Annotated in this window: 19 protein-coding genes; 12 read left to right on the top strand and 7 right to left on the bottom strand. The window is 46.5% G+C overall.

The window, feature by feature from the left end; all coding sequences use genetic code 11:
• Nucleotide 1 precedes the first annotated feature (1 nt).
• A complete protein-coding gene (locus tag WBG78_RS09540; RefSeq protein WP_337326177.1) occupies nt 2-184 on the bottom strand; it encodes a 2TM domain-containing protein in 183 nt (60 codons plus the stop codon).
• 192 nt (nt 185-376) lie between these two features.
• Here WBG78_RS09540 and WBG78_RS09535 point away from each other — a divergent pair, with 192 nt between their 5' ends.
• Nucleotides 377-2,362, top strand: coding sequence for an amidohydrolase family protein (locus WBG78_RS09535; RefSeq protein ID WP_337326176.1), 1,986 nt, complete (start codon nt 377-379; stop codon nt 2,360-2,362).
• Between the two features lie 40 nt (nt 2,363-2,402).
• On the opposite strand, the gene WBG78_RS09530 is transcribed toward WBG78_RS09535, so the two are convergent.
• From WBG78_RS09530 to WBG78_RS09515, 4 genes are all read right to left on the bottom strand, one after another.
• A complete protein-coding gene (locus WBG78_RS09530; RefSeq protein WP_337326175.1) occupies nt 2,403-3,359 on the bottom strand; it encodes a sugar phosphate isomerase/epimerase family protein in 957 nt (318 codons plus the stop codon).
• Between the two features lie 108 nt (nt 3,360-3,467).
• Nucleotides 3,468-5,726 carry a beta-galactosidase gene (locus WBG78_RS09525; RefSeq protein WP_337326174.1) on the bottom strand — a complete coding sequence of 753 codons (2,259 nt, stop codon included), beginning with the start codon at nt 5,724-5,726 and terminating at the stop codon, nt 3,468-3,470.
• A gap of 221 nt (nt 5,727-5,947) precedes the next feature.
• Nucleotides 5,948-6,502, bottom strand: a complete 555-nt coding sequence (locus WBG78_RS09520) for a dihydrofolate reductase family protein (protein ID WP_337326173.1) — start codon at nt 6,500-6,502, stop codon at nt 5,948-5,950.
• 156 nt (nt 6,503-6,658) lie between these two features.
• Nucleotides 6,659-7,486, bottom strand: a complete 828-nt coding sequence (locus WBG78_RS09515) for a helix-turn-helix domain-containing protein (protein WP_337326172.1) — start codon at nt 7,484-7,486, stop codon at nt 6,659-6,661.
• Between the two features lie 143 nt (nt 7,487-7,629).
• Between WBG78_RS09515 and WBG78_RS09510 the strand changes: the two genes are divergently transcribed.
• The 9 genes from WBG78_RS09510 to WBG78_RS09470 all read left to right on the top strand — a co-directional run bounded on the left by WBG78_RS09510 (nt 7,630) and on the right by WBG78_RS09470 (nt 17,118).
• The gene (locus WBG78_RS09510; RefSeq protein ID WP_337326171.1) at nt 7,630-8,166 is read left to right on the top strand and encodes a cupin domain-containing protein; all 537 of its coding nucleotides are present in this window, start codon (nt 7,630-7,632) and stop codon (nt 8,164-8,166) included.
• A 136-nt stretch (nt 8,167-8,302) separates the two neighbouring features.
• On the top strand, nt 8,303-9,580 hold the full coding sequence (locus WBG78_RS09505; RefSeq protein WP_337326170.1) for an amidohydrolase family protein: 1,278 nt from the start codon (nt 8,303-8,305) through the stop codon (nt 9,578-9,580).
• 73 nt (nt 9,581-9,653) lie between these two features.
• Nucleotides 9,654-10,541 carry a bestrophin family protein gene (locus WBG78_RS09500; RefSeq protein WP_337326169.1) on the top strand — a complete coding sequence of 296 codons (888 nt, stop codon included), beginning with the start codon at nt 9,654-9,656 and terminating at the stop codon, nt 10,539-10,541.
• Nucleotides 10,542-10,789: 248 nt separating this feature from the next.
• Nucleotides 10,790-11,521, top strand: a complete 732-nt coding sequence (locus tag WBG78_RS09495) for a YoaK family protein (protein ID WP_337326168.1) — start codon at nt 10,790-10,792, stop codon at nt 11,519-11,521.
• Nucleotides 11,522-11,701: 180 nt separating this feature from the next.
• Nucleotides 11,702-12,715 (top strand): NAD-dependent epimerase/dehydratase family protein, encoded by a 1,014-nt coding sequence (locus tag WBG78_RS09490; protein ID WP_337326167.1) that lies wholly within the window; start codon nt 11,702-11,704, stop codon nt 12,713-12,715.
• A gap of 9 nt (nt 12,716-12,724) precedes the next feature.
• Nucleotides 12,725-13,798, top strand: a complete 1,074-nt coding sequence (locus WBG78_RS09485) for a dihydrodipicolinate synthase family protein (protein WP_337326166.1) — start codon at nt 12,725-12,727, stop codon at nt 13,796-13,798.
• Between the two features lie 8 nt (nt 13,799-13,806).
• Nucleotides 13,807-15,027: a M20 metallopeptidase family protein gene (locus WBG78_RS09480; RefSeq protein ID WP_337326165.1), complete on the top strand. Its 1,221-nt coding sequence runs from the start codon at nt 13,807-13,809 to the stop codon at nt 15,025-15,027.
• 46 nt (nt 15,028-15,073) lie between these two features.
• On the top strand, nt 15,074-16,276 hold the full coding sequence (locus tag WBG78_RS09475) for an MFS transporter (RefSeq protein ID WP_337326164.1): 1,203 nt from the start codon (nt 15,074-15,076) through the stop codon (nt 16,274-16,276).
• Nucleotides 16,273-17,118, top strand: a complete 846-nt coding sequence (locus WBG78_RS09470) for a GNAT family N-acetyltransferase (protein ID WP_337326163.1) — start codon at nt 16,273-16,275, stop codon at nt 17,116-17,118. Before WBG78_RS09475 ends, WBG78_RS09470 begins: the two co-directional genes overlap by 4 nt.
• 68 nt (nt 17,119-17,186) lie before the next feature.
• Here the strand turns inward: WBG78_RS09470 and WBG78_RS09465 are convergent, their stop codons facing one another.
• Nucleotides 17,187-18,587 (bottom strand): DUF2252 domain-containing protein, encoded by a 1,401-nt coding sequence (locus WBG78_RS09465; protein WP_337326162.1) that lies wholly within the window; start codon nt 18,585-18,587, stop codon nt 17,187-17,189.
• 656 nt (nt 18,588-19,243) lie between these two features.
• On the opposite strand from WBG78_RS09465, the gene WBG78_RS09460 reads away from it, so the two are divergent.
• Nucleotides 19,244-20,239, top strand: a complete 996-nt coding sequence (locus tag WBG78_RS09460) for a sterol desaturase family protein (RefSeq protein WP_337326161.1) — start codon at nt 19,244-19,246, stop codon at nt 20,237-20,239.
• A gap of 546 nt (nt 20,240-20,785) precedes the next feature.
• On the opposite strand, the gene WBG78_RS09455 is transcribed toward WBG78_RS09460, so the two are convergent.
• Nucleotides 20,786-21,694: a sugar phosphate isomerase/epimerase family protein gene (locus tag WBG78_RS09455; RefSeq protein WP_337326160.1), complete on the bottom strand. Its 909-nt coding sequence runs from the start codon at nt 21,692-21,694 to the stop codon at nt 20,786-20,788.
• A 209-nt stretch (nt 21,695-21,903) separates the two neighbouring features.
• On the opposite strand from WBG78_RS09455, the gene WBG78_RS09450 reads away from it, so the two are divergent.
• Nucleotides 21,904-23,061, top strand: a complete 1,158-nt coding sequence (locus tag WBG78_RS09450; protein ID WP_337326159.1) for a DUF1624 domain-containing protein — start codon at nt 21,904-21,906, stop codon at nt 23,059-23,061.
• Nucleotides 23,062-23,136 lie beyond the last annotated feature (75 nt).

The raw sequence follows: 23,136 nt of genomic DNA, 5'->3' as shown, positions 1-23,136 counted from the left end.
GTTAAACGTTCTTGTTCTTTCTGAAAACAAATACACCCAGGTAATGGAACAGCACACCGATCGCCCATGCCGGCGTGGTCCATAACGGCCATGGATACGCTGTGCTGGTCAGGTACCAGATCAACCAGATTGCCGGGACACCAAGTGCGAAAGCAAGGAGGTGAATCCTGAATCCTTTCTTCATGGATTCGAATGTTTGCGGAGTTAGATTTGTTTGATAATTCATAACTGTGAAATTGGGGTTTAGAAATTTTCTTTTCCGATGTGTAAAGATTGCGTTAACTCGCCCCGGAGAGGGGCGAAAATCATATCAAAAAGGGGGGAAAATCGTCCTGAATGCTGTACAACGGTAGGCTATGTGCACAACAAGTCAATCATGAATCGAGTTGTCGGCCTCCTTCTGTTCCTGTTGTGCGCGTGCGCCCAAACGAATGCTCAGACCAATGATACAACAACCTGGACTGTACTCTCCGGTGGAACTCAAACGGCCGGCTTTATTAAGAGATGGAAGAATGCCGACGGCTCATTTACTGAGTGGCGGCAGTTTAATGATCGTGGTCGCGGGGACAGCACTGTTACAACTTACACCTATGACACGAATGGATATATCGTTTCGCTGTCGGGTGCTGGCGTAGACTACTACAAAAAGCCCGTCGTTGAAAAATTCGAAAACATAAACGGGCAAGTGAGGTGGAGCAATTCATCAGAAAAGGAAGAACGAACCATTGACTACCCGGCAGAGTATCTTACACTCAATGTTGACGCGGGTCAAAGCTTCAGGCACTATCTTAACTCACCCGGGCACACGATACGGCTACTTCCCTCGGGCGAGTCGACTCTTACAATAGTGTCAGAAAAAACCCTGGCGAATGGAAAACACATCCGCATGATATCCCTTTCGGGTTCTGACTTTACGCCTGATGTTACATGGATAGACGAGAACGATGAGTTCTTTGGCTACGGCAGCGACTATATGGCATTCATTCGGAAAGGATACGAGTCCTGCAACCGTGAACTCATCGACACCCAAAATCAATTCGACGACACTTATCTTAAGGATCTCAGCAAGAGGCTTACTCAAACCTATACCGGTCTTGTCATTCAAAATGCGTCCATGTTTGATGCGAGATCGGGTAAGGTGAAGCTGAATACCTCAATCCTGGTTGAGAACGGTATGGTGCGGGAAGTATCCACAAACAAAAAACTCAAGGTACCCAAGGGATATAAAGTTATTGACGCTACCGGGAAATTCGCAATGCCTGGCCTATGGGATAACCACGTCCACTACTCGGGTTCCAATGGAGTAATGCACATGGGATGTGGTGTAACTCACGTACGCGATATGGCCAATAGTTTTGACCTGCTGGACCAAAAGAAAGAAATAGATGAGGGACGTATGATCGGTCCGCGGATTATTACTGCCGGTATAATTGAGGGAACAGGACCATTTTCAGCACCCACCGATAAGCGGATCAATACAGTGGATGAGGGAATAGTAATCGTGCGGAAATATGCAGAGCTCGGATATCCCCAAATTAAGCTCTACAGTTCGCTCAAACCCGAATGGGTCAAGCCACTTGCTGAAGAAGCAAAGCGATTAAATATGCGCGTGAGTGGACACATTCCGGCGCACATGCTTGCGGAGGAAGCCATTCGCGATGGCTTCAATGAGATTCAGCATATCAACATGTTGTTCCTGAATTTTTACGGGAAGGAGCTGGACACACGTTCAACCGTTCGCTTTGTAATGGTTGCGCAGAAGGCTGCGTCCTTTGATTTTGAAGATCCGAAATGGAAGTCATTTCTTAAACTGCTCCGCGACTACAATATTGCGATCGATCCAACCGTCAGCACATTTGAAGATAAGTTTACGGCACGTGCCGGAACGTTCAAACCGACTATCGCCGGTGTAGCCACCCGGTTGCCAGTGACCAGGCAGCGAGATGCCAGGTCGGGTTCTTCTATTGCAATACCCAGCGGCATGGAAGAGACTTACAAGGCATCGTTCGATAGCATGCTTAAAATGATCAGACAACTCCATGACCATGGCATCGCCGTTTTGCCAGGCACGGATTACTATCCAGTTGGATTTATGCTTCACCGTGAACTGGAAAATTACGTACGGGCGGGAATACCAAACAATGAAGTTCTGAAACTTGCCACATGGACATCTGCAGAAGTCAATCGAAGTTCCGACCAGTATGGGAGCATTGAGGCCAACCGGCCGGCTGATATCATTATAATTGATGGTAATCCATCGAAAGACATTCGAGACCTTCAGAGAGTGGAGATCGTTATCAAAGACAAGTCAATGTATGAAACTCGTGAATTATTGAAGTCGTATTCCATCAAAGGATTTTGAAAATCATCATTCGCTGAACGAGCTAATTGACATATGTCAGTTATTTGTAGACCTCACGTATAGCGGCATTCAGACCGGACAGCATTCCTTCTACCCTTTCAAACGGATCATAGGGCTTGTCTCTCTCCGAAAGAGTTTCCACCGGCAGATAGCCCTTATATCCACCCCGTTTAATTATTTGCATAAGCTTTATATAATCTGTCTGAACGTCGCTGCCCAATCCAAAAGGGCTCTGCTTGATTTGCCAGTTGATAGCATAGGGAACAACTGCTTCAATATCCCTGTAAGGATCTTCGGTCTTGAAGCTTCCGGTGTCCACAATCAGCCCAGCCCATTTAGAATTTACTGCTTTCAAAACATAGATACACTGCTCTGCAGTTTGCAGCATATCGCCATGATTTTGAATTCCGATTTTGACTCCAAACTTCTCACCATGAGCTGCACATTCTTTAAAGCATTCAATCATCCATCCGGCCACTTCATTCCACTTATCCTCGTATCCTTTAGGTATTTCTCCCGAGAATACGCGAACTATTGGCGCACCCATTTTAGATGCGGCTTCGATCCATTTCTTTGTTAGCTCTACCCCTTGTGCTCTAACCTGCGGATCTGGCGAAGCAAAGTTGTTCCGCACTCCGGTACCGCTTATAACAATTCCAAGACTGGCCGCCTTGTCTTTGAATGCCCGCAAATATTCGTCAGACGGAACTTCGGGATAGGTTGGGAAGAAGTATGCCGTTGGGTCAAGTGCCCGGATGTTCTTAGAATGACACCAGTCTAACAAGTTGATCAGTGTATAAACTTGTTGCTTCGTCCTATTGTCCTTCGCAGAGAGCAGGTCACTGAAGGAGTAGGCATTCAATGCTGCAATCACCGGCAGCTGCTCATTTGGTTTGGTTTTCTTCTGAGAAAAGGCTGCTATTGCCGAAGAGAAGACGATGAGGACTGCCAGGAAGGTATTGTAGATAAACACTACGTGCTTTTTTTGACGAGCCATATGATAAGTAGCGATTGAAATGTTCGAAGTTATAATACTTGAGAGAACTTAAGAAGTGTACGACTTAGGAGGTATTAACTGCTGAATGTAAAACGCCAAATGCAAAGTTTAAGATAGAACGATGACCTCGTGGTCCGCTATCGCCTGAATCTCAAACTGGCTCCAGCTATCCTTTGTGATAACCGGAATCTTCTGATCAGACACGAGGAGTCTTAAACTCGTTCCTTTTACACCCGCAGGCAATTTAATCTTAACGCGGAGTGGTCCGACGTTGATGAACTCATCCAAAGGCGCCCGCCATGTTGCAGCACTTGTCAGGTTTACAAGATGCACGACAAGTCGTCCAGGCTGCTGATAAACATTGCAATCGATGAGTCCCGGACCCTCCACTTCGAGCAGAATATTCTCTTTTGATGCCCACCGCACGAGATTTGCCAGCAGGTTGCCATGGTCCGGAAGATTAAAGCGCTCAAACTGCCTGTCAATATCAGCAGGCATAAAAACAATGCGCCCTCCTTGTGCGCTGGTATTGAGTATTAGTCCGGGAATATCCGTCCTTGGCACACGCATCCATGCAGTCTCCGGAGGATACACTGGGAATTGTGGAATGTAGGTCATCAATGCTTCTGCTCCGGCATCCAATTTTAGCGGACGCAAAAGTCCGCCGAAGGCAATGATATCTGTTTCTTCAAATCCATTCAGAACCGGATGGCGCTTTCCGGTGATTGCAGGTTCTGTACCATTGCGTGGCCCATCGACTCCATCCCGGATCTCCGGAACCAGTCTTAGATAAGTATGATAGGCCTCTCCTGCCAGCCGATCTTCTGCTGGCGCCGGAGCGGAGGATGTTACGTGCGCACCAAAAATGTCTGCAAGTGCATAATCATTCTGTTGCATACCCCACTCGTTGTAAAGGCTAGTCTCTCCAGTTGCAATAATACTCCCTCCCCTGCTTACGAACTTTTGGATGGCGGCAACCTGCTTCCCGGACATTGCTGCAACGTTGGGAAGAATAAGCAGCGACAACGCTGCAGAGTCGCGTTCAATATCGTCTGCATGAACAGGGACAAAAGGAATGCGCGCACGGATGAGTGCTTGTGTAATACCACGGTATGGCTGCTCGACCAATTGTTCGGCCTGATCCCGTCCATAGAAATCGGCATTCTCCTGTGACCAAACGACACCCACACCTGCTACAGGCTGGCGATTGATCAGAAACTCCTCGTTAGTCTTATGCCAATTGAAGATCTTCTCCGGCGAGTGATACATTCTGCGATCATCATGCGATGCTGCTATCATGTGCCACCAGGGTTGAATACCTCCCGCTATTCCTTCAATTACCCACATGCGTGCCTCGGGCTCCGGTTTACTGGCAACTCTGAACCACGGACGGTGTGCCTGATACATAGCCATACTCTCAGGAACCAACTTTTCCCAACCTAACATCCCATGAATGAGCTTACCCACCTGCGCATTGTGCTGAAACCCCTCATTGTCCCTGCGTGCCTGGTCATCAAGCATAACAATCTCAGCCCGTTTGCAAATTGCTCTGAAGTCACGGAAACTTCTGCTTTGCCCATTGATCGATCCGCTGTTCATGCCGGACCAAATACAATCGTCGCCTCCCGCGGCCTTTGTCGTTTTATTGTTAAGCTCCCAGATCTCAAGCCGGCGGTTATAATTCCATTTGATCCACTCGCGATAAGTTTGATCGTCCCAGTTTTTCTTCCGCGGAATCTCCTTGCCTGAAATCTTCTGAAAATTCCTTTGACAATAAGCACAGTAGCAGATGCTGTCCCGTCCAAGTCCGCTCCAGCTATTGTCAGTAAATCCTTCAGGATGATAACGCTGAGCTATCTCCTTTAAGATCGCAGGAATGTGTTCGTTGTAGTATGGGCTGTTCACGCAAGTGATATACATATCGACCGCCCTATACGGCATTCCATCACCGTCGACAGCAAACCAATCAGGGTGGGCTTTATAGAACTCTTCGCGTGCGCGATTTGAATCCATGCGTGCAAACACAGCAAGTCCGTCCTCGTGAGCTGCGCGGCAGAGATCGCCAAACAGGTCAATGCCATTCAGGTATTGAGCCTGTCGATGAAGAGGAACCTTTGTAGGATAATAGGCGACAATGCCACCAGCATTGATGATCACACCCTGCGTTTGAGTGCGCTTCCAGTAGTTGCGCCACCATGCGATGTCGTACTTCGCAGGATCCTTTTCGGTGATGTTCACCTGCCCCCAGCGAGTGACCCTACGGTACCACGGCACCACTGCTGAATTAGAATTCGCTTCTACGCCAGTCAGCACTGAAGAGGCCGTGGCGAGTACGTTAAACTCCGCAGCAGCAAAGGTGGCCGCCATCGCTGATGTTTTGAGAAAGGAACGTCGACTATTGCTACTGCGTAGGTGTTCACTGTTTTGCATACTTGCCTGATCTCGAAATGAATAATTATAGCAAGTACTTCATGCATCGTTACAAAACAAACGGGATTACTTATTAGGAGAAAGGAATACACGAACCCTAGATTTCCTTACTCCGGCACCTGGAGGCAGTGCCACAGCCCATTACAGCAACTTTAAGCCTAAGCTTTTGAGTAGCGCGCCACAATTGACCCGGACTTCAAAATTTTGGTATCAATCAATCGAAGTCTCTCATCCAACGAATAGTTTTCCAACAGCCGCCTCCCCTGGCCTACGAGGAGCGGCTGTATAACGAAGACGTACTCGTCTACCAATTCGAGGTCTATGAGTTGTGAAGGGACGTCCACCCCGCCAGCAAGTATGCTCTTTCCATCCTGCTGCTTAAGCTTAAGAATTTCATCTTTAAGATCAGCGCGGGCGATCCTTGCATTTTTCTCATCAACACCCGACAACGATCGGGAGAAAACTACAATCTCCTTCATTGACGCAAAGGCGTTAGCAAAGTCGTTCATCGATCGTGTAGGACCCGATTTTTCTCTGGCCATCTCCGGCCAGAACGGTACCATTAGCTGATAAGTCTTCCTGCCGTATACCAACGTGTCTGTATTAAGTAAGAGCTTCGTCCAAAAGTCATGCGACTCTTCATCCGGAACACCTTTGGTGTGATCGCAGCATCCATCTATCGTCAGGTTGATACCAAAAATCAGTTTTCTCATATGATATTTTCTAAATGATAATTCATTAACCAATCATGTAGTTCAAAACAAATATTCGAAGTAGTGCGGCGACTTCAGGGGTAAAAAAACGACTTCTTACGGGGTGGTTTGCGTCAAGACGCAATTAGTGAAGAACGATTCAACGTTCCTTCAGATTCATGTTTCCGCATCACCAATTAACTTCTCTGGTGCATTAGACGGATCAATGAGCTGATGTGGTGTCAAAGTAGTGAAGTATTTGTAATCCTTAGCCAGGTGCTGATAGTCGTGGTAGCCAAACTTAATCGCAATAGACAACCAATCCAACTCAGGAGATCTGTTCTTTGTACGAAAGGTCTGGTCAAACCGTACTACACGAAAATACTCTTTTGGCGTGATACCCGTTCGTTCGATAAATTTCCGATCAAACTGACGGTAGCTCAGGCACGCCTTATCGGCCATTGAATCAATAGATGGAATCTTCAATTTCAGAAAATCATCAAAGACGTGGTCGATCCTGTGAACATCGATTTTTATTTTTTTCGACTCCGCAATGAGATAGTCTTCAACAAGTGTGATCATCAACTTATAGTTGGAGCACGCCAATAATTTCTCATTTAGCTGATTGACTTCTTTCGAGAAAAGACGATCAGCGGGAATTACAACATTGGTCAGGTCATTGGAAGGAAGTCCAAACCATCGGAAGACTGCCCATGGCTGGAAAACTACCTGTACCACCAACATCTCACTGGGTACAACACGATAATGTGTGGCCGTTTGCTGGCCAACAAAGACTGGCTCAACCGACTTAAAAGTATTCTTACTTATTCCGTTATGATAGACCTTAAACTCGCCTCTAAGTGTAAACTGCAGGCAATGCTCTGGTCTGGGTGTATACGCCTTGTCTGGGATAGGAACACCAACGGGAAACTTAAAATGAACCAACCGGTACAAGCGGATATCTTTTGTCAGCTCAGCACAGGGTAAGATTTCATTAATAAGCATTGTCAGGTGTTTAGCCGTCGGGTCAATAGTCTTGCTAATGAGCTCAAGTTAGTCAAACTGCGTCAATGGAAAATGTCATTTTTTTACCACCAACGGCCGCGGTATGGCAACTAGGTTTGATATCATAATCAAATCAATATTGTATGAACCGTAAACAATTCATTGCAACAGGTATTGTCGCATTGCCATTAGTAAAAGGCACTGCTGCCGGCGATCCTAAAAAACCCTTCGTTGTCGCAGCCAATAAGAACAGGAATGATGGAGTATCGTACTTTCATGGACAGAATCTCAACAATCTAAAGATCTCAAAGAAAGATACCGATGGTTCTATTAGCATGTATGAATACGGAGGCATTGAAAAGATCGGTCCTCCGCTTCACGTACATTTTAAACAGGACGAGATTTTCTATATCGTCGAGGGCGAGTACCGGTTTGTTGTGGGAAATGAAACGCACGTGCTGCATGAAGGTGATTCAATTTTCCTTCCGCGGAATATTCCTCACACATGGTTACAACTTTCAGACATTGGTAAAATGATCTACACGTTGAATCCGGCCGGAACGTTCGAAGAATTTTTCGACAAGCTCGATGCGCACAAGGGGCCCGTTAGTCCCGAGGAGTTCGATAAAATAACACTTGCCCATGACATGAAAAATGTAGGCCCACCGCTCACCCTTTAGAAGGACTGGTCGGTGGTTACGACAACAGCCCGTTCTTACGCGACAATGGCTTTGCGTATTTATTGGATTTGGGATATCTATTAGTATTTTGTTGCCGGACATCTCCCATATATATAGCTGGGTCACTGTGTTTGATATGAGACGACTACTTCAACTGAAATGCCTGCCGTTTGCTTCTGTGTTTTACCTGGTGATGATGAGCAGCTTTGCTCAGCAAACATTTATTCGTGCCGGGCGTGTAGTGGATCCGGTATCGGGTACAACGTCCCAGAACCAAATCATTGTTGTCGAAGGCAGGAAGATTATCGACGTCGGGAGGAACATTAACATTCCCGCAAATGCCAGAGTGATCGACCTTTCAAAATCTGTAGTCACGCCAGGTCTTTTTGATGCTCATACCCATGTTTGTGCTACTGTGAGCAAATTCGCGGACTGGCTTGGAGTGGATTACTTTGATATGGTGTTACTCAACCCCAATGGATACCGGGCAATACAAGGAGCAGTACATGCAAAAGAAATGCTGGAAGCCGGCTTTACCACCATTCGCGATGCGGGCAACTCCGGCAAGTATGCTGATGTAGACGTTAAACGGGCAATCAATGAAGGTCTGATTCCGGGGCCAACAATGGTCGTCGCGGGCAAAATTATCGCTCCGTTCGGAGGGCAATTCCGAACCAGGGCAGACAAACAATTTCTGTATAATGATGAATATGCGTTCGCTGATTCGAAAGACGAAATCGTTAAGGCCATACGCGAAAACATTTACTACGGATCGGATGTGATAAAAGTAGTGGTCGACGGCCAGCGCTATTCTTACTCTTACGAAGACCTGAAAACTATTGTAGCTGAAGCCCGGAACGCGGGTCTAAAGGTGATGGCACACTGTCAGACGCCGGCAAGTGAGTACGCAGCTGCAAAGGCGGGGGTGGCATCTATAGAACATGGATGGACAATACCTGATAGCGTTGCACGTGTAATGAAGGAAAAGAATGTAATACTGGTGAGCACTGATTTCACCGAGGAAGTTTTGCTGGAATTTGGTCACCCGGCAGAGCGTGCCAAGGCCATTCATAGCAGAAGAGTTGAAAGGCTGGCGCGGGCGTACAAGGCGGGCGTAATGATAGCCTTTGGGACCGATATAATGATTGATGTTGAGAATAGAACGCGCGGCGAATTTGCCATCGGATATATCACCAGCTTTGTAGAGGCCGGAATTCCAAATGCTCAAATAGTGCGCGCTTTAACTACCACTCCCGCCATTCTGATGGGAATGGAGCAACAGCGTGGCCGCGTCGCCAAAGGAATGTTTGCCGATATTATTGCAACAGAAATCAACCCGTTGGACGACATCAACGCATTGAAGCAGGTGCGTTTCGTAATGAAGGAAGGATCTGTGATTGTCAATAAAAATTAGGCGTCACGGGTGTCCCTGTTGGAAGTATTCGCGTACAGGATTAAATTCAAGCCTGTCCCCGTAAAGCACTGGTATGCTGATCAAAGAAAATGTAAGGTTACAAAGCGTAATCAATGGCACCTGGAAAAGTGCCCTTACCATCTTAGCCGTCTGCCTGCTGAGTTCCGCATTCAATCAGTACTTTCTTATTAAGTACCTTGAGTTTCCGTCAATCTTCCCTTCCCTTTTGGGGACTACACTTGCATTCTTTATCGGATTTAACAACAACCAATCTTACGCACGATGGTGGGAAGCCAGAATCATAGCCGGTGGAATCACTGGTCTGTCCAGGTCATTGGCCAGGCAGTGCATTGGTTACATTGGTCAACGGCAGGAAGCTGAAAAAATGATCTATCGTCAGATTGCCTTTGTATATGCTTTGACCGAGTATTTGAGGAACAAACATGAAGGCTCGTACGAGAAATACTTGAAGGAGGAAGTGCCAGTCACACTGAAGAAGGCAAAAAATAAGTACAGCGCAATTCTGCAAATGCAGGTGCTGCACCTGCAAGAACTCTATTCGAAGGGGCACATCGATGGATTCAAATTTGCTCAGCTTAACGAGACGATCAGTAACATCTCTGGCGAGATGGGAAAGGCAGAGCGAATTAAGAATACGGTATACCCCACAACTTATATTTTCTACACCAAGTTGTTCATTTGGATCTTCATCGTCAGCGTTACGATAGTATTAAATGATACCATTGGAATGTATGCAGTGTTGCTCGGGATGATTATCGGATATGTTTATTTCATCAGTCACAAGGTGGGCGAAACGTTGCTGAATCCTTTTGTCCCAAATCCAGTGGGAGTTCCGCTGGACCATCTGACCCGAAGCGCGGAAATCGATCTCAAGGAGGTACTTGGCGAAGATAATCTGCCGGAACCTCTTTCGGTTATCAACAACGAATATATTCTTTGATTCTTAACCAGGTTGAACAAATAAAGATGTTGAAGGCTTCGACATTTTTGTGAATCCTGGTACTTGTCATTAAGTTTCCTGAAAACCTAACCCCCTCCGCGGACAGGCTTATTGCGATGTGATTTTTTTCGAGAAGAAAGCAGGCTTGATGTAAGAGGCGGCCGTGGGTGGGCAGAAGTTCAAATTCGAAGAATAATCCTCGCCCTGGTCCGACGTATGTCAAGACGTTAAATAACTACCTTTAGCGCATGTTCCGGACCGGAAAACGAAGGGCTTTCATTCACAACCTGCGTCTCGCGGTTATGCTTTCCTTCGTAGCTGGGATTGTGAATATTTCCGGCGTGCTTTCTATTAACATCTTAACGACGAACGTTACTGGCCATTTTGCATTCTTTTCCGAGTTCTTCGTCAAAGGCAACTATCAAATCGCGGTTCACTACATCAGCTATATTATTGCCTTCCTGTTTGGCGCCATCTGCTGCGGACTTATCGTTGAAGTGGCACAAAAAGGGAGCTCTTCGGCGCCTCATAAGATCCCGATCCTCCTGGAGATCATAACACTGATTTCCGTCGTTACGATGTTTAAAACAGTCAGTGCCGAATGGACAGCCAGGATCCTATTGTTTTCAATGGGTTTACAAAATGCCTTGGTGACGAAAATATCAAAGGCGACAGTGCGTACAACCCATCTCACCGGCCTTTTTACCGACCTTGGAATAGAAATATCGCAGCTGTTCTTCCATCGGAATGAGGCGGCAGACATGAGGAAGCTAAAGAAAAGTATATACCTGCGACTAGCCATTATTCTTTTCTTCTTTCTCGGCGGAGTATCCGGCGGCTTCATGTTTCATGAATACCAAATCAAAACACTGTTCCTGGCTATCATCACGCTGCTGATAGCGTTGGCGTATGAGAACGTCCGAATTGTGATGCACTACTACAGGCGAAAATTCAGAAAGAAGGTACCACAGAGCGCTTAGTCGCTGGCACCACGCAACGTATTGAGTAACAGTTTTTCAGAACAATTGTGACAGTTGCTGGTTACACCCTGCGCTGTGAGGAATCAATAGTGAATACTGTGCGATGTGTCAACCGGTCAAAAAAAAACGATTCAGGAAACCGTAATAAAATCGCTAACTTATTATCATATTGAAATAGGTATGAGTATCAAAATATTATATGAGAAACTGCTTGAGCCTACGCAGTCGTTGATTGAAAGTATAGCAAGGCTTGACGGTGATATTGTCATTCTGGGCGTGGGCGGTAAAATGGGACCCTCCCTGGCAAAACTGGCTAAGAGAGCAGTGGACATTGCCGGTGTTCAAAAGAACATAATTGGAGTTGCCCGTTTCTCAGAACCGGGCCTTAAAGACGAACTTGAGCAAGAAGGCATCACCACCTTTACGGCTGACTTGCTCAATGATTCCGATTTACAACGGTTGCCCAATGCGCGGAACGTTTTATACCTGGCCGGAACAAAATTCGGAACGACTGGCAAGGAATCATTTACCTGGGCCATGAACACCTATCTCCCCGGACGCGTAGCCGAAAAATATAAGGAGTCGCGGATCGTTGTTTTCTCGACAGGAAACGTTTATCCACTTGTCTCAACTGAATCCAGCGGAGCGAATGAAGAACAGGCTCCGCTTCCTCTCGGAGAATATGCACAGTCATGCCTCGGTCGCGAAAGGGTCTTTCAATATTTTTCACAACAGCATCAGACTCCAATATTGATTTATAGGCTGAATTATGCCAATGATGTAACCTACGGGGTGCTCTCCGACATTGCGCTTGCAGTGAAGAATCAACATCCCATTGATCTTCGAATGGGATATGTTAACATCATCTGGCAACAGGATGCCAACGAGATTGCACTGCGATCGCTGAATCATTGCAGCGTGCCCTCGAAGATTCTCAATGTCACCGGAACGAAGAAGCTTTCCGTCCGACAGCTTGCAGCTGAATTTGGAAAGATATTTAACAGAGAACCGGTGTTCATTAACAGTGAGCAGGAAACAGCGCTATTGAGTGACGCTTCTGAATCGCGAAGGTTATTCGGAGAGCCGCCAGTTTCTGTTCATCAGATGATTGAAGTGATTGCCGGTTGGATCAATGAGGGTGGCAGGCTTCTCAATAAGCCAACGCACTTTCAGGAAAGAGAAGGAAAATTTTAAGAAGACCAAATGAGTTATCCCAGTCTGCTTCCCTCCCACGCGGAGTTGCTCAAGGAAGGAACCGTTATACCTGCCCATCCGTTGGCGCTTACCAATGAGCGCAAACTGGATGAAAGAAGGCAAAAGTTGCTAACTCAATACTACATCGCATCAGGTGCAGGTGGAGTGGCAGTAGGCGTGCACACCACGCAATTCGAAATCAGAAAGCCCGAGATAAATCTGTTGGGATCAGTTTTACAGCTGGCAGCGGATCAGATTCGTGATTCAAATCCACAAAGGCCATTCCTCAAAGTAGCTGGTATTGTTGGTACGACGACACAGGCTCTCAAAGAAGCGGAACTCGCCTTAAAGCACGGCTATCACCTTGGCCTGGTGAGCATGGGAGGCCTGAATGATCTGTCAGAATCCGATCTGATCAAGCGACTTGAGGCGATCTCAGAAGTAATTCCAGTCTTTGGTTTTTATCTGCAGCCTGCTGTTGGCGGGCGACTACTTTCTTATGACTTCTGGAAAGACGCAGCGGCGTTGCCGAACCTATATGCGATAAAAGTTGCTGCATTCAACCGCTACCAAACACTTGATGTCGTAAGAGCCGTGTGCGCCTCCGACCGGCGGGACGAGATCGCATTATATACGGGAAATGATGACAACATCGTTGCGGACCTGCTTACAACCTATCGCTGTACCGTAAACGGTAAAGTAATTGAGAAGAAATTTGTCGGCGGACTGCTAGGACACTGGGCCACCTGGACAGGCGCTGCCGTAGAGTTATTAAAGCGTATTAAGTCTTCAGCAAATGACGACCGCTCAATCGCAGAACTCCTAACTATTGGGATACAGGTAACGGATATGAACGCGGCCATCTTTGATCCAGCAAATTCTTTTCACGGTTGCATTCCTGGAATTCATGAAGTGCTGCGAAGACAAGGACTATTAGAGGGAACCTGGTGTCTGAATCCGGATGAAAAACTTTCGCAGGGACAGGCTGAAGAAATCGATCGTGTTTGCCGTGATTATCCTGAGCTGGTTGATGACCAAGAGGTAAAATTGTTTCTTGAAAAGACCCTGTCTCATCAGTATTAACTCTGACTATGCTGCTGGACAAGATCAAAGACCTATCTGCCCAAATACTTCCTGAAACAATAAAGGTTCGCAGATATCTGCATCAAAATCCTGAGTTGTCGTTCAAAGAGTACGACACCTGTGCTTTTATTAAGTCGCAGCTGGATGAGATAGGTATAAGGTGGAAGCCCATTGCTAATACGGGCGTATTAGCAGTAATCGAAGGAAGATCACCTGCCATTAACACGGTTGCCCTACGCGCAGATATTGATGCTCTACCCATCAACGAGTTAAACACTGTTGACTACGCGTCGAAAAACCCGGGCGTAATGCACGCCTGTGGACATGACTTTCATACATCGTCGTTATTGGGTACTGCAAAAATACTTAATCTATGCAGGGACGACTTTAAGGGCACGGTGAAGCTCTTGTTTCAACCAGGAGAAGAAGTGTTACCCGGTGGCGCCACGTTCATGATCAAAGAAGGTGCATTGCAGAATCCAGCACCCACAGCCGTTATTGGACAGCATGCCATGCCGCGTATTCCTACTGGGAAGATTGGTATCAGAACGGGCAAGCACATGGCGTCTATGGATGCTATCTATGTCCGCATTTTTGGTAAAGGTGGTCATGGGGCCGAACCTCACAATGTTATTGATCCCGTTCTGATCGCTTCTCATATCATTGTTGCACTCCAACAAATCGTTAGTCGAATGGCGAGTCCAAGGGAACCTTGTGTGCTCTCATTCGGAAAAGTAGTAGCCAACGGCGCTGTGAATGTCATTCCGGATGAAGTTTATATGGAAGGCACCTTTCGTGCGATGAATGAAACTTGGCGTGAAAAGGCGCTGTCCCTTATCACAACGATGGCAGAAAAGGTGGCCTCAAGTATGGGCGCAACGTGCGAGCTGAGGGTAGCACGCGGATATCCATTCCTCATCAATGAAGAACGTCTTACGGCGAGCATCCGGCAGGATGCTATAGAATACCTTGGTGAAGAGAATGTGCTCGAAGAAGAGATCTGGATGGCAGCAGAAGACTTCGCCTATTATTCGCAGGTCACGGATTCCTGTTTCTATCTCTGTGGAGTCGGCAATGCTGAGAAGGGCATCTCTTCCGCCCTGCATACGCCAACGTTCAACATCGACGAAAATGCTCTGGGCATAAGCACCGGCCTGATGGCATACTTTGCATTGAAGCGGCTGGCAGATAGAAAAGATATTGCGTTGCCCTACACTAATGAACCTTGATGTTCAGCTCAAACCCGGGAAATAACTATCTAAACTTCATCGATACGTGTCACAAGAGAAACTAAACCGCGAACAGCTGAAAGTGGCAGCTACCGGATTCTTCAGTTTGTTTTCGCTCATCGGAATTATGTTCTATGGCCTTCCGTTTTTCTATGATTTCTGGGTGAAGGATTTCGGATGGACAAGGGCCACGGTGACATCAGGCATTGCCATGGGCAAAATAATCGTTGGCCCCGTATTTGGGTTTGCCGCAGGATGGATCATCGACCGGTTCGGACCAAAGAGGCTTATGCTTTCAGGAATCATCATGGGCGGTATCGCCCTGATCGGTCTTGGAACCATGACCTCGCTGTGGCAATTCTACCTGTTCTATTTCTTCAATGCGCTCGGATATATGTGCGGCGGGCCGTTGCCCAACCAGGTACTTATTACCCGTTGGTTCAATAAGTCAAGAGGGCGGGCGATGGGAATCGCATATCTGGGTGTTGGTGTTGGGGGCATGCTTGTGCCTCAGATCGCGCGCTGGTTAAACATGGAGTTCGGTTGGCACCAGGCGCTCGTGCTGTTAGGTGTTATCATGATCTCCATCGCGTTTCCGTTTGCATGGTTTGTGAGAGAGAATCCGGATAATGCGGATCAAACACCTTTGAAGACAGACCATTCAAGCGTCTCAATCTCTCACATTCTGAAGAGTTGGCCTTTCTATTTGCTGGTGATTGGAAGCATGTGTTCTATTGGCGCCGTGTCAGGAACAAGCCAGAATCTGAAACTGTTTTTCAGCCTCGATTTGAACTATACCCAAGCCGAAGCGGCCAATGTAATGTCGATCGTCCTGGGTTCAAGCATTATCGGAAGATTGTTTATGGGATGGCTTGCTGACCGCGTACCGAAGAAATATGTAATGATCCTTATCTACGCGCTTGTGGCTGCTGCAATACCACTGCTCTACGCTGCCTCGACTCCGGGCGTGATCTACGTTTTTGCTTTCTTCTTTGGAGTGGCATTGGGTGGAGATTATATGATCATTCCGCTGATGGCGGCTGAGTTGTTCGGCGTTCGCGTGATGGGACGTGTCATGGGACTGGTGATTACAGCGGATGGGCTAGGCGAAGCATTTGGTCCAATGCTGGCAGCATGGCTTCGCGATACGACCAAAAGCTACGCTAATGGATTTGCTGCGCTCATCATACTCGCTGTAATCGGTACAATCGCCATCGCATTCTTACCAAAAAAGGGACAGCATGCATGATCCTTCGCGCAATGGAGTTGAGCGATATTCCCGGCGGTCTTTCACTCTGCCGCAGTGCCGGATGGAACCAACTGGCGCGTGACTGGGAAATATTTCTAACACTTGATTCGAACGCAGGCAAGGTTTGTATCGAAGATGATAAGGTCGCCGGTACCGTCACAACCATTCGGTATGGCAGCAACTTTTCATGGATTGGAATGGTGCTGGTCGACCCGGCTCATCGAAGGAAAGGAATCGGGCTACGACTGCTACAGGAGGCACTCGAGTTATTAAGAGATGAAACCTGTGTGAAACTTGATGCTACGCCGGAAGGCAGGCAAGTGTATACTAAACTCGGTTTCGAAGATGAGTTTGGCCTTAGCAGGATGTTCGCGAATTCAATTGATGTTAAACACCTTCTCTCCTCTCCTGGCGCTACTGTTTTCACATCATCAGACCTTGAACAGGCAAGCAAGATTGATGGCGATACTTTTGGCGCCAACCGGATGTCGCTTCTCTCCTGGATGATGAAGGGTGCACCTGAGCTTGCCTATAAAGTAAAGAAGGGTGATCAACTTGAAGGATATTGTTTCGGGAGGTATGGATATCGCTACACGCATATCGGGCCCGTCGTTGCAGTTAGCGTTGAAGTAGCGAAAGATCTCGTTTCTTCAGCATTGAAGCAATGTGTAAACGGACCTGTTATTCTGGACATTCCGCATCTCAATACAACATGGCGGAACTGGCTTGAGTCGGTTGGATTTTCGGAGCTCCGTCCATTTATAAGAATGCGCAAAGGCGACAATGTTTATCAAGGCATCCCTGAGAAGCAGTTTGCCATTCTCGGACCAGAGTTTGGTTAGAAAAGAATGCTTAAGCTTAAGGTAGCCAAACAGCGCGGCCAAATCACGGATTCAGTATTGAAATAATCCTATTCGTCCGACTCAGTCTTGGCAACTTTGATACGCCCGGATTTAGCTGCATTGACCAATGCCTGATGATCTGTTTCAGTTTGATCAGCGTATGCAAAAGCAAAACGGATCATTGCCTCCTCCAGTTCATCGCTACTGCCGATGTAACCGGAAATCATTGCTGCATCACCGGACCTGGCGTGTGCCAGAGCCATAGCCCAAGCACATAAGGAACAATACTCAGAAAAATTCTCAAGGCTTTTTTTTGCGGGATCAAACTCAACTCCGCCCTTCATATCTCTCAATTGTCTTACATAAAAATGATTGCCATGGTGTTCTCCCCAGCCCAGAAAGATGTCGGGCGCACCTTGAATCAACCGTTGACCAGCAACAACACGTTGTCCATGATTTTTATATTTCGACTCGGCTATGACACTCTCGAGCACTGATGGCTGTGCCTCCTTAACCTGAAGAAATAATGGATCATCGGCATTGTTGCCAACGAAAAAAATAATCCAGCATCGTGTGCCCACGCTGCCAACGCCAACAACCTTCCGGGCCACGTCAACTATTCGATAGTGTCGAAGTAGATTCTTTCGGTCGTCATTCAAGGAATCAAAATACGACTCGAGAAGTTCGCCCAACGCTTGCTCTATTGGCACACCCTTCTCTGAATGAGTCTCACGAACTATAAAGGGAGCATTTTCTTTGAGCCTGTATTTGTCTCCAACCAGGTCGGTAAGCTTTCCGAGGACCTGAAGGTGCGTTCGCTCGCGTGCTTTGCTTGTAATCTTCTTAAAGGCCGCCAGTTGCTTATCCGATAAGGTCTTACTGATGTCCTTTTCCGTTATCGTAGAATACCACAATTCGAGGTTACCCATGTAAGCATACTCCTTCATCCGTTTCTGGTAAGAACGAACTGCAGCCTTTACACTTTGTTTGCAAACGCGACTGCCGGCACCAAGAAATCTGCCGCTGGCGACGATGCTGGCCACCAGACGTTTTAAGTCCCATTCCCAGGGACCTGGTAAAGTCTCATCAAAATCATTGATACCGAAGATCAACTTTCGTTCTGCGGATGCAAATACTCCAAAATTGGCAAGGTGCATGTCGCCGCAGGCCTGAACATTAATCCCTGTTGTGGCGCTCTCCGCTAAGTCCCTGGCCATAATTGCGGCACCGCCACGGAGGAAAGCGAACTGAGAAGTCAGCATGCGCGCATATCTGATCGGTACGAGTGCCGCTAGTCTTGTCTTCCCCTGCTCTTCCAAAATAGAGACCGGATCAGCCCGGTCTGCCGGCGGCTTATAATCCCCGAGTTGCGAACGTGATACAATCCTTCGAACTGCCTTTCCATTAGCCATTCTCTCCTGGACAGTCAGGTTCCCTGAGCGAAAATGCTTTAAGAGATTTTTATTCATATGAGACTTTCAAAAGGATGAAACTAGTCGTGGTCAGAAGCTTTGACCGTGCAAAATCAGTTGGCTGACACCTAATTAAATTAAGCCAATTTTGTGAAATTGACTAACATCAACCCAAGATCATTTCACAAACCTTACGCGAACGGCGAAACTTCCTGTATACAACTATGTAAACACCTAACGTTTCCCTATTCATTCAAAACGCCACGTTGACGTGATGACGTTGCACTACTAATAAGAATACCACGCGGTTCCTAACTGCCAAAAACTTAGTCAACCGACAATTCCAAGGGATACATCCTCATACTCGCTCGCCGTGCGCATGAAGCGTCAGCCCGATGTGAATATATATTTTACGCAACGGATTCACTATACGCGTATGTGTATTGTCAAAGCCTTTATCCTCACTCAACCCTTGTCAACAATTGAAATGAAGCGAGCGGAAACCCAATTTTTCGGCCGAACGTCATTCGGCGAGAAAAGGTGCGGCTGTTAGCGGTGTCAAACTTTGGTTCGCAGGCGTTTTACCTCGTCGCCAATTATGGGTTTACAAGCAGATACTGGATAATCTCTCCCGCGATTAAAAGCAAATCAGGAAGTACTTTTCAAATCAACTGGAAATCCCTAAGTTTCGTCTTACAACACACCCTTTGCAATTGGAAATACTGGAAACTTTACGAGACGAGCTTACAGGGTTCTTTTCAATAAACGGACTTGTAGATATCATCCGGTCCGGAGACTATAGTTCGTTACGCACCTGGAAGGGAATTACAACGGCTCTTTCTCCACTCATACCATTTATTGTCATCATCGAAATCCTCCTGGCATTTGCACATAAGAATTTCAACCGGTCTGAGTACAAGATTCCGTTCTTCATTTATGTATTCAATCGCATCATTGGGAAGTTCATAACATTTGGACTCGTGGCATACTGTGTTGGTTTGTTCTCACCATACGCACTGCTGCCTGTTTCTCTCACCTGGTACTGGTTTATATACGGGTACATCGTTTGGGAGTTTGCACATTTCATTTATCATTTTCTTGCGCATAAAGTGAGGCTATTCTGGTGCCTGCACTCTTCACATCATGCACCTGAACAAATGAACCTTTCAGTAACATATGCTCACTTCTTCCTGGAGGGACCTTATGCCGATATCATACGTACGTCCATTTGTATGCTGGCCGGAGTTCCGCCCGTAATGCTTTTTGCCATAATGTTCATTGATGGCACGTGGGGAGGATTCATTCATGTTGGGGAGAACTTTATGAAAGATGCCCGTTTCGGCTTCCTTGGCAAATTCATACTTACGCCATCGCATCATCGTGTGCATCACGCGCGCAATCCGTTGTACATGGATACGAACTTCTGTAATCTCTTAAATATCTGGGATCGCGTCTTCAAGACCTATCAACCTGAAGTTGACAACGTTACCATTCAATACGGTATAACCCGGGAAATCAATCCGGGAAATTTCTTCGACGTATATTTTGGTGAGTTCTATTATCTAGCAAAAGATGTAGTCAACGCACCCGGAATCAAAAACAAGTTCCTGTATCTCTTCATGCCACCCGGATGGCACCACACCGGAAATCATAAGCTGGCGAAAGATATACGGCAGCAGTACATAAAAAGCAAAATGGAAACCAGATGACCGACTCAAGCGATGACGGCGGTCAACGTAGAAGCGCATATTGTTTGGAAGACGCTACGCGTATTTGATAGGCCGTCTGTTTTTTCGCCTTGTTTTAACTCCCTGGCTGCTTTGTCTAGACTTTGTGGCTACTGACTGTATTGTAGGCGGATACTGCTTGGCTGCTGTGCGTAAGCCCGCTGGACGGTTTCTGTAGGGTTTCTTTAGGGTTTGTCTAGGGTTTGTTTAGGGTTTGTTTAGGGTTTCTGTAGGCTTTCTCTAAGGTTTGTCCAGGCGTTCATTTGCCTTTGTCCAGGCTTTAGTTACAGTGCGCTTATCCAGTGCCCGGGCCTGAAGGTTCTTAACTGCAATTAATTATACTTAACTACTTCTAACTGAAATCAAGTAAAAAGTGATATCCATGACTGTTGCATCTTTGTGACATGCAGCAGCGGATGTAGTAGAACACGGCCGTGCCCTACATAAGAGTTGTCGGCTAAAGCGAATAGATAAAACAATTATGCAAGATGACACCTGAAAACTAAAATGTATTCCGTTACGCCTAGATCATGCGTATCGGGATCTTAGTGTTTTTAACATGAATACATTGATTTCGTCCTGGTTAGCAAGGGGCTGACGTGTATATGGCAAAGAGGGCATATAATCCAATGGCCCGAATTCGGTAAGAAACGTCATAGTCTCTCCGTTGCTTTTTTTACGCTGCACGACCTTATCCCACCAGGCAAAATGCGCATCTACTGCTGCCTTCCATTCAGGAGCGCGTGGATCATTGACCTGCGGTCCCTCCTGGTGTCCAACTCTTGCATGGATATGGCCTGTTTTTTCTAACGCCAACGACACCGTTGGATCCTGATCCGCCAGCAGCGACTCGTGTACGTTACACCAATGAGAAATATCGAGAGTTAATCTGATGTCGGGATACGACTCAATAAATCGTTTGGCTACCGGCGCCGAATATAGGATGCGACCGCGATGAGTTTCATGATAGACAGGAACATTGCTTTCCTTCGAAGTCTTTATCGTTAACTCTATGAATGATTTATTCTCATCGAACGAAAAGAAGTCTTTCCCTGAGTGACAGTTTATATACACCGGACTGGCCAGAACCGCGGCCGTCAGACTTTGCTTAAATTGCGCAAGATTCTTATCGAACGCACTTTCCCCACTGCCTATCAACAAACCAAATCTAAGGTTATGCTTTTTAAAAGCAGCAAAACACTCGACTCTTGACTTTTCATCGGGAAGCCAGATCTCGGCGCCATCGTAGCCGTCGCGCTTAATCTTAGTGCAAAACGACTCCCAGTTCCCCTGATATCCCCAATTGGTTGCAAAAATCAGTAGCTCAAATCCGGATGATTTCGTTTCATTAATCGGCGTGCCTTTCGCCTGTATAGCCTCCAGCATAACTGCGGATCCTGCTGCTGATCCAATCTGGATAAAGTTTCGTCTGTTCATAAGTAAATCTAACTTCGTCAACCAGTTTTCACAAGGACAAAATAATCGCAAACCAATCTTTCACATTCATTTTGTTCACTCTGAAATATTATTTGCATCTTCCGCACAAGGTTGTTCGAAGAATCAGTGCGTCGTTAATTGTTTCTATCTGCCCTGGCGTACCAACGACAACTGCAGATTAAGTTTCCTTTTCATCAAAATGTGAGCACATGTCAACCGAAACGCAACCGCGCACAGAACGCCTTCGCTCTATCGATATCACCAGAGGACTTGTGATCATCATCATGGCGCTGGATCATGTCCGGGATTTTTTTAGTTACACTGCGTATAGAGCTACGGATGTCACGCAGGCGTCTGTACTGTTGTTCGGTACGCGCTGGATTACGCACATCTGTGCTCCCACTTTTGTGTTCCTATCGGGTATAAGTGTTTATCTCTATTACAGGAAAGTATCCGATCGTAAGCGGACCAGCATCTTCCTTCTGAAACGGGGGCTTTGGCTTATCGTTGTTGATGTAGCTGTGATCAGTTTCGTCCTCACGCAAGGATATCAGTTGACACTGCTCGAAGTCATATGGGCGATCGGATGTTCTATGATATTCCTTGCCGCGCTGATCTGGCTTCCACGTTGGCTACAGGCATTAGTTGCAATCGTGATGATTGCAGGTCACAATGCTCTTGCTCCGATCGGCGAGGTAACTTCTGAAAATATGATTCTTGCTTTACTTCATAATTCTCCCTTCTTCGTAGCTGATCCACCCATTCTTGTTGCATATACAATCATACCATGGGTTGGCGTAATGCTTTTAGGATATGTAACCGGCATTTGGTTTACATATCCGCTTAAACAGAGTGAAAAATACCTGTTGGCTGCTGGCATCTCAGCGATTGCAATCTTTATAATGATGAGAGCCATAAACATGTATGGAGACCCATCACCCTGGGAAGTACAGGAACGAGGTAACATTTTTACATTTCTTTCATTCCTGAACGTTACAAAGTCGCCGCCGTCATTATTGTTCCTTTCTCTCACGCTTGGAATATCATGTCTGATACTTGTTTCAGTGAACCACATTTCATCCCGGCTTCAAAATATTCTGTTAACCTATGGTAAAGTGCCTCTTTTCTTTTTTATAGTTCACCTCGCAATTATCAGCGGTGTGGCCTATCTGTGGACTCGGATAGCGTTTGGCAGAGCAGTGAATCTTTCTTTCACTAAGGCGAGTGACTGGCCAACAGAATATCATCCAAGTTTGATACGTACATACTTGATTTGGATACTGTTAATCATTATCCTCTATTTGCCATGCCACTGGTTCGGAAAATGGAAGTCGAATAGTGATTCCTGGTGGTCTTCATATCTGTGACGCAACAGCTTCTGTCCCTGGTATGGTTGCTGTTACGCTTCCAGATAATATCAGGTGTACTTGCATTGGGAATTA

The organism is Chryseolinea sp. T2, from assembly GCF_037203685.1.
GTDB lineage: Bacteria > Bacteroidota > Bacteroidia > Cytophagales > Cyclobacteriaceae > Chryseolinea.
This window is presented reverse-complemented; position numbering and strand designations above follow the sequence as displayed.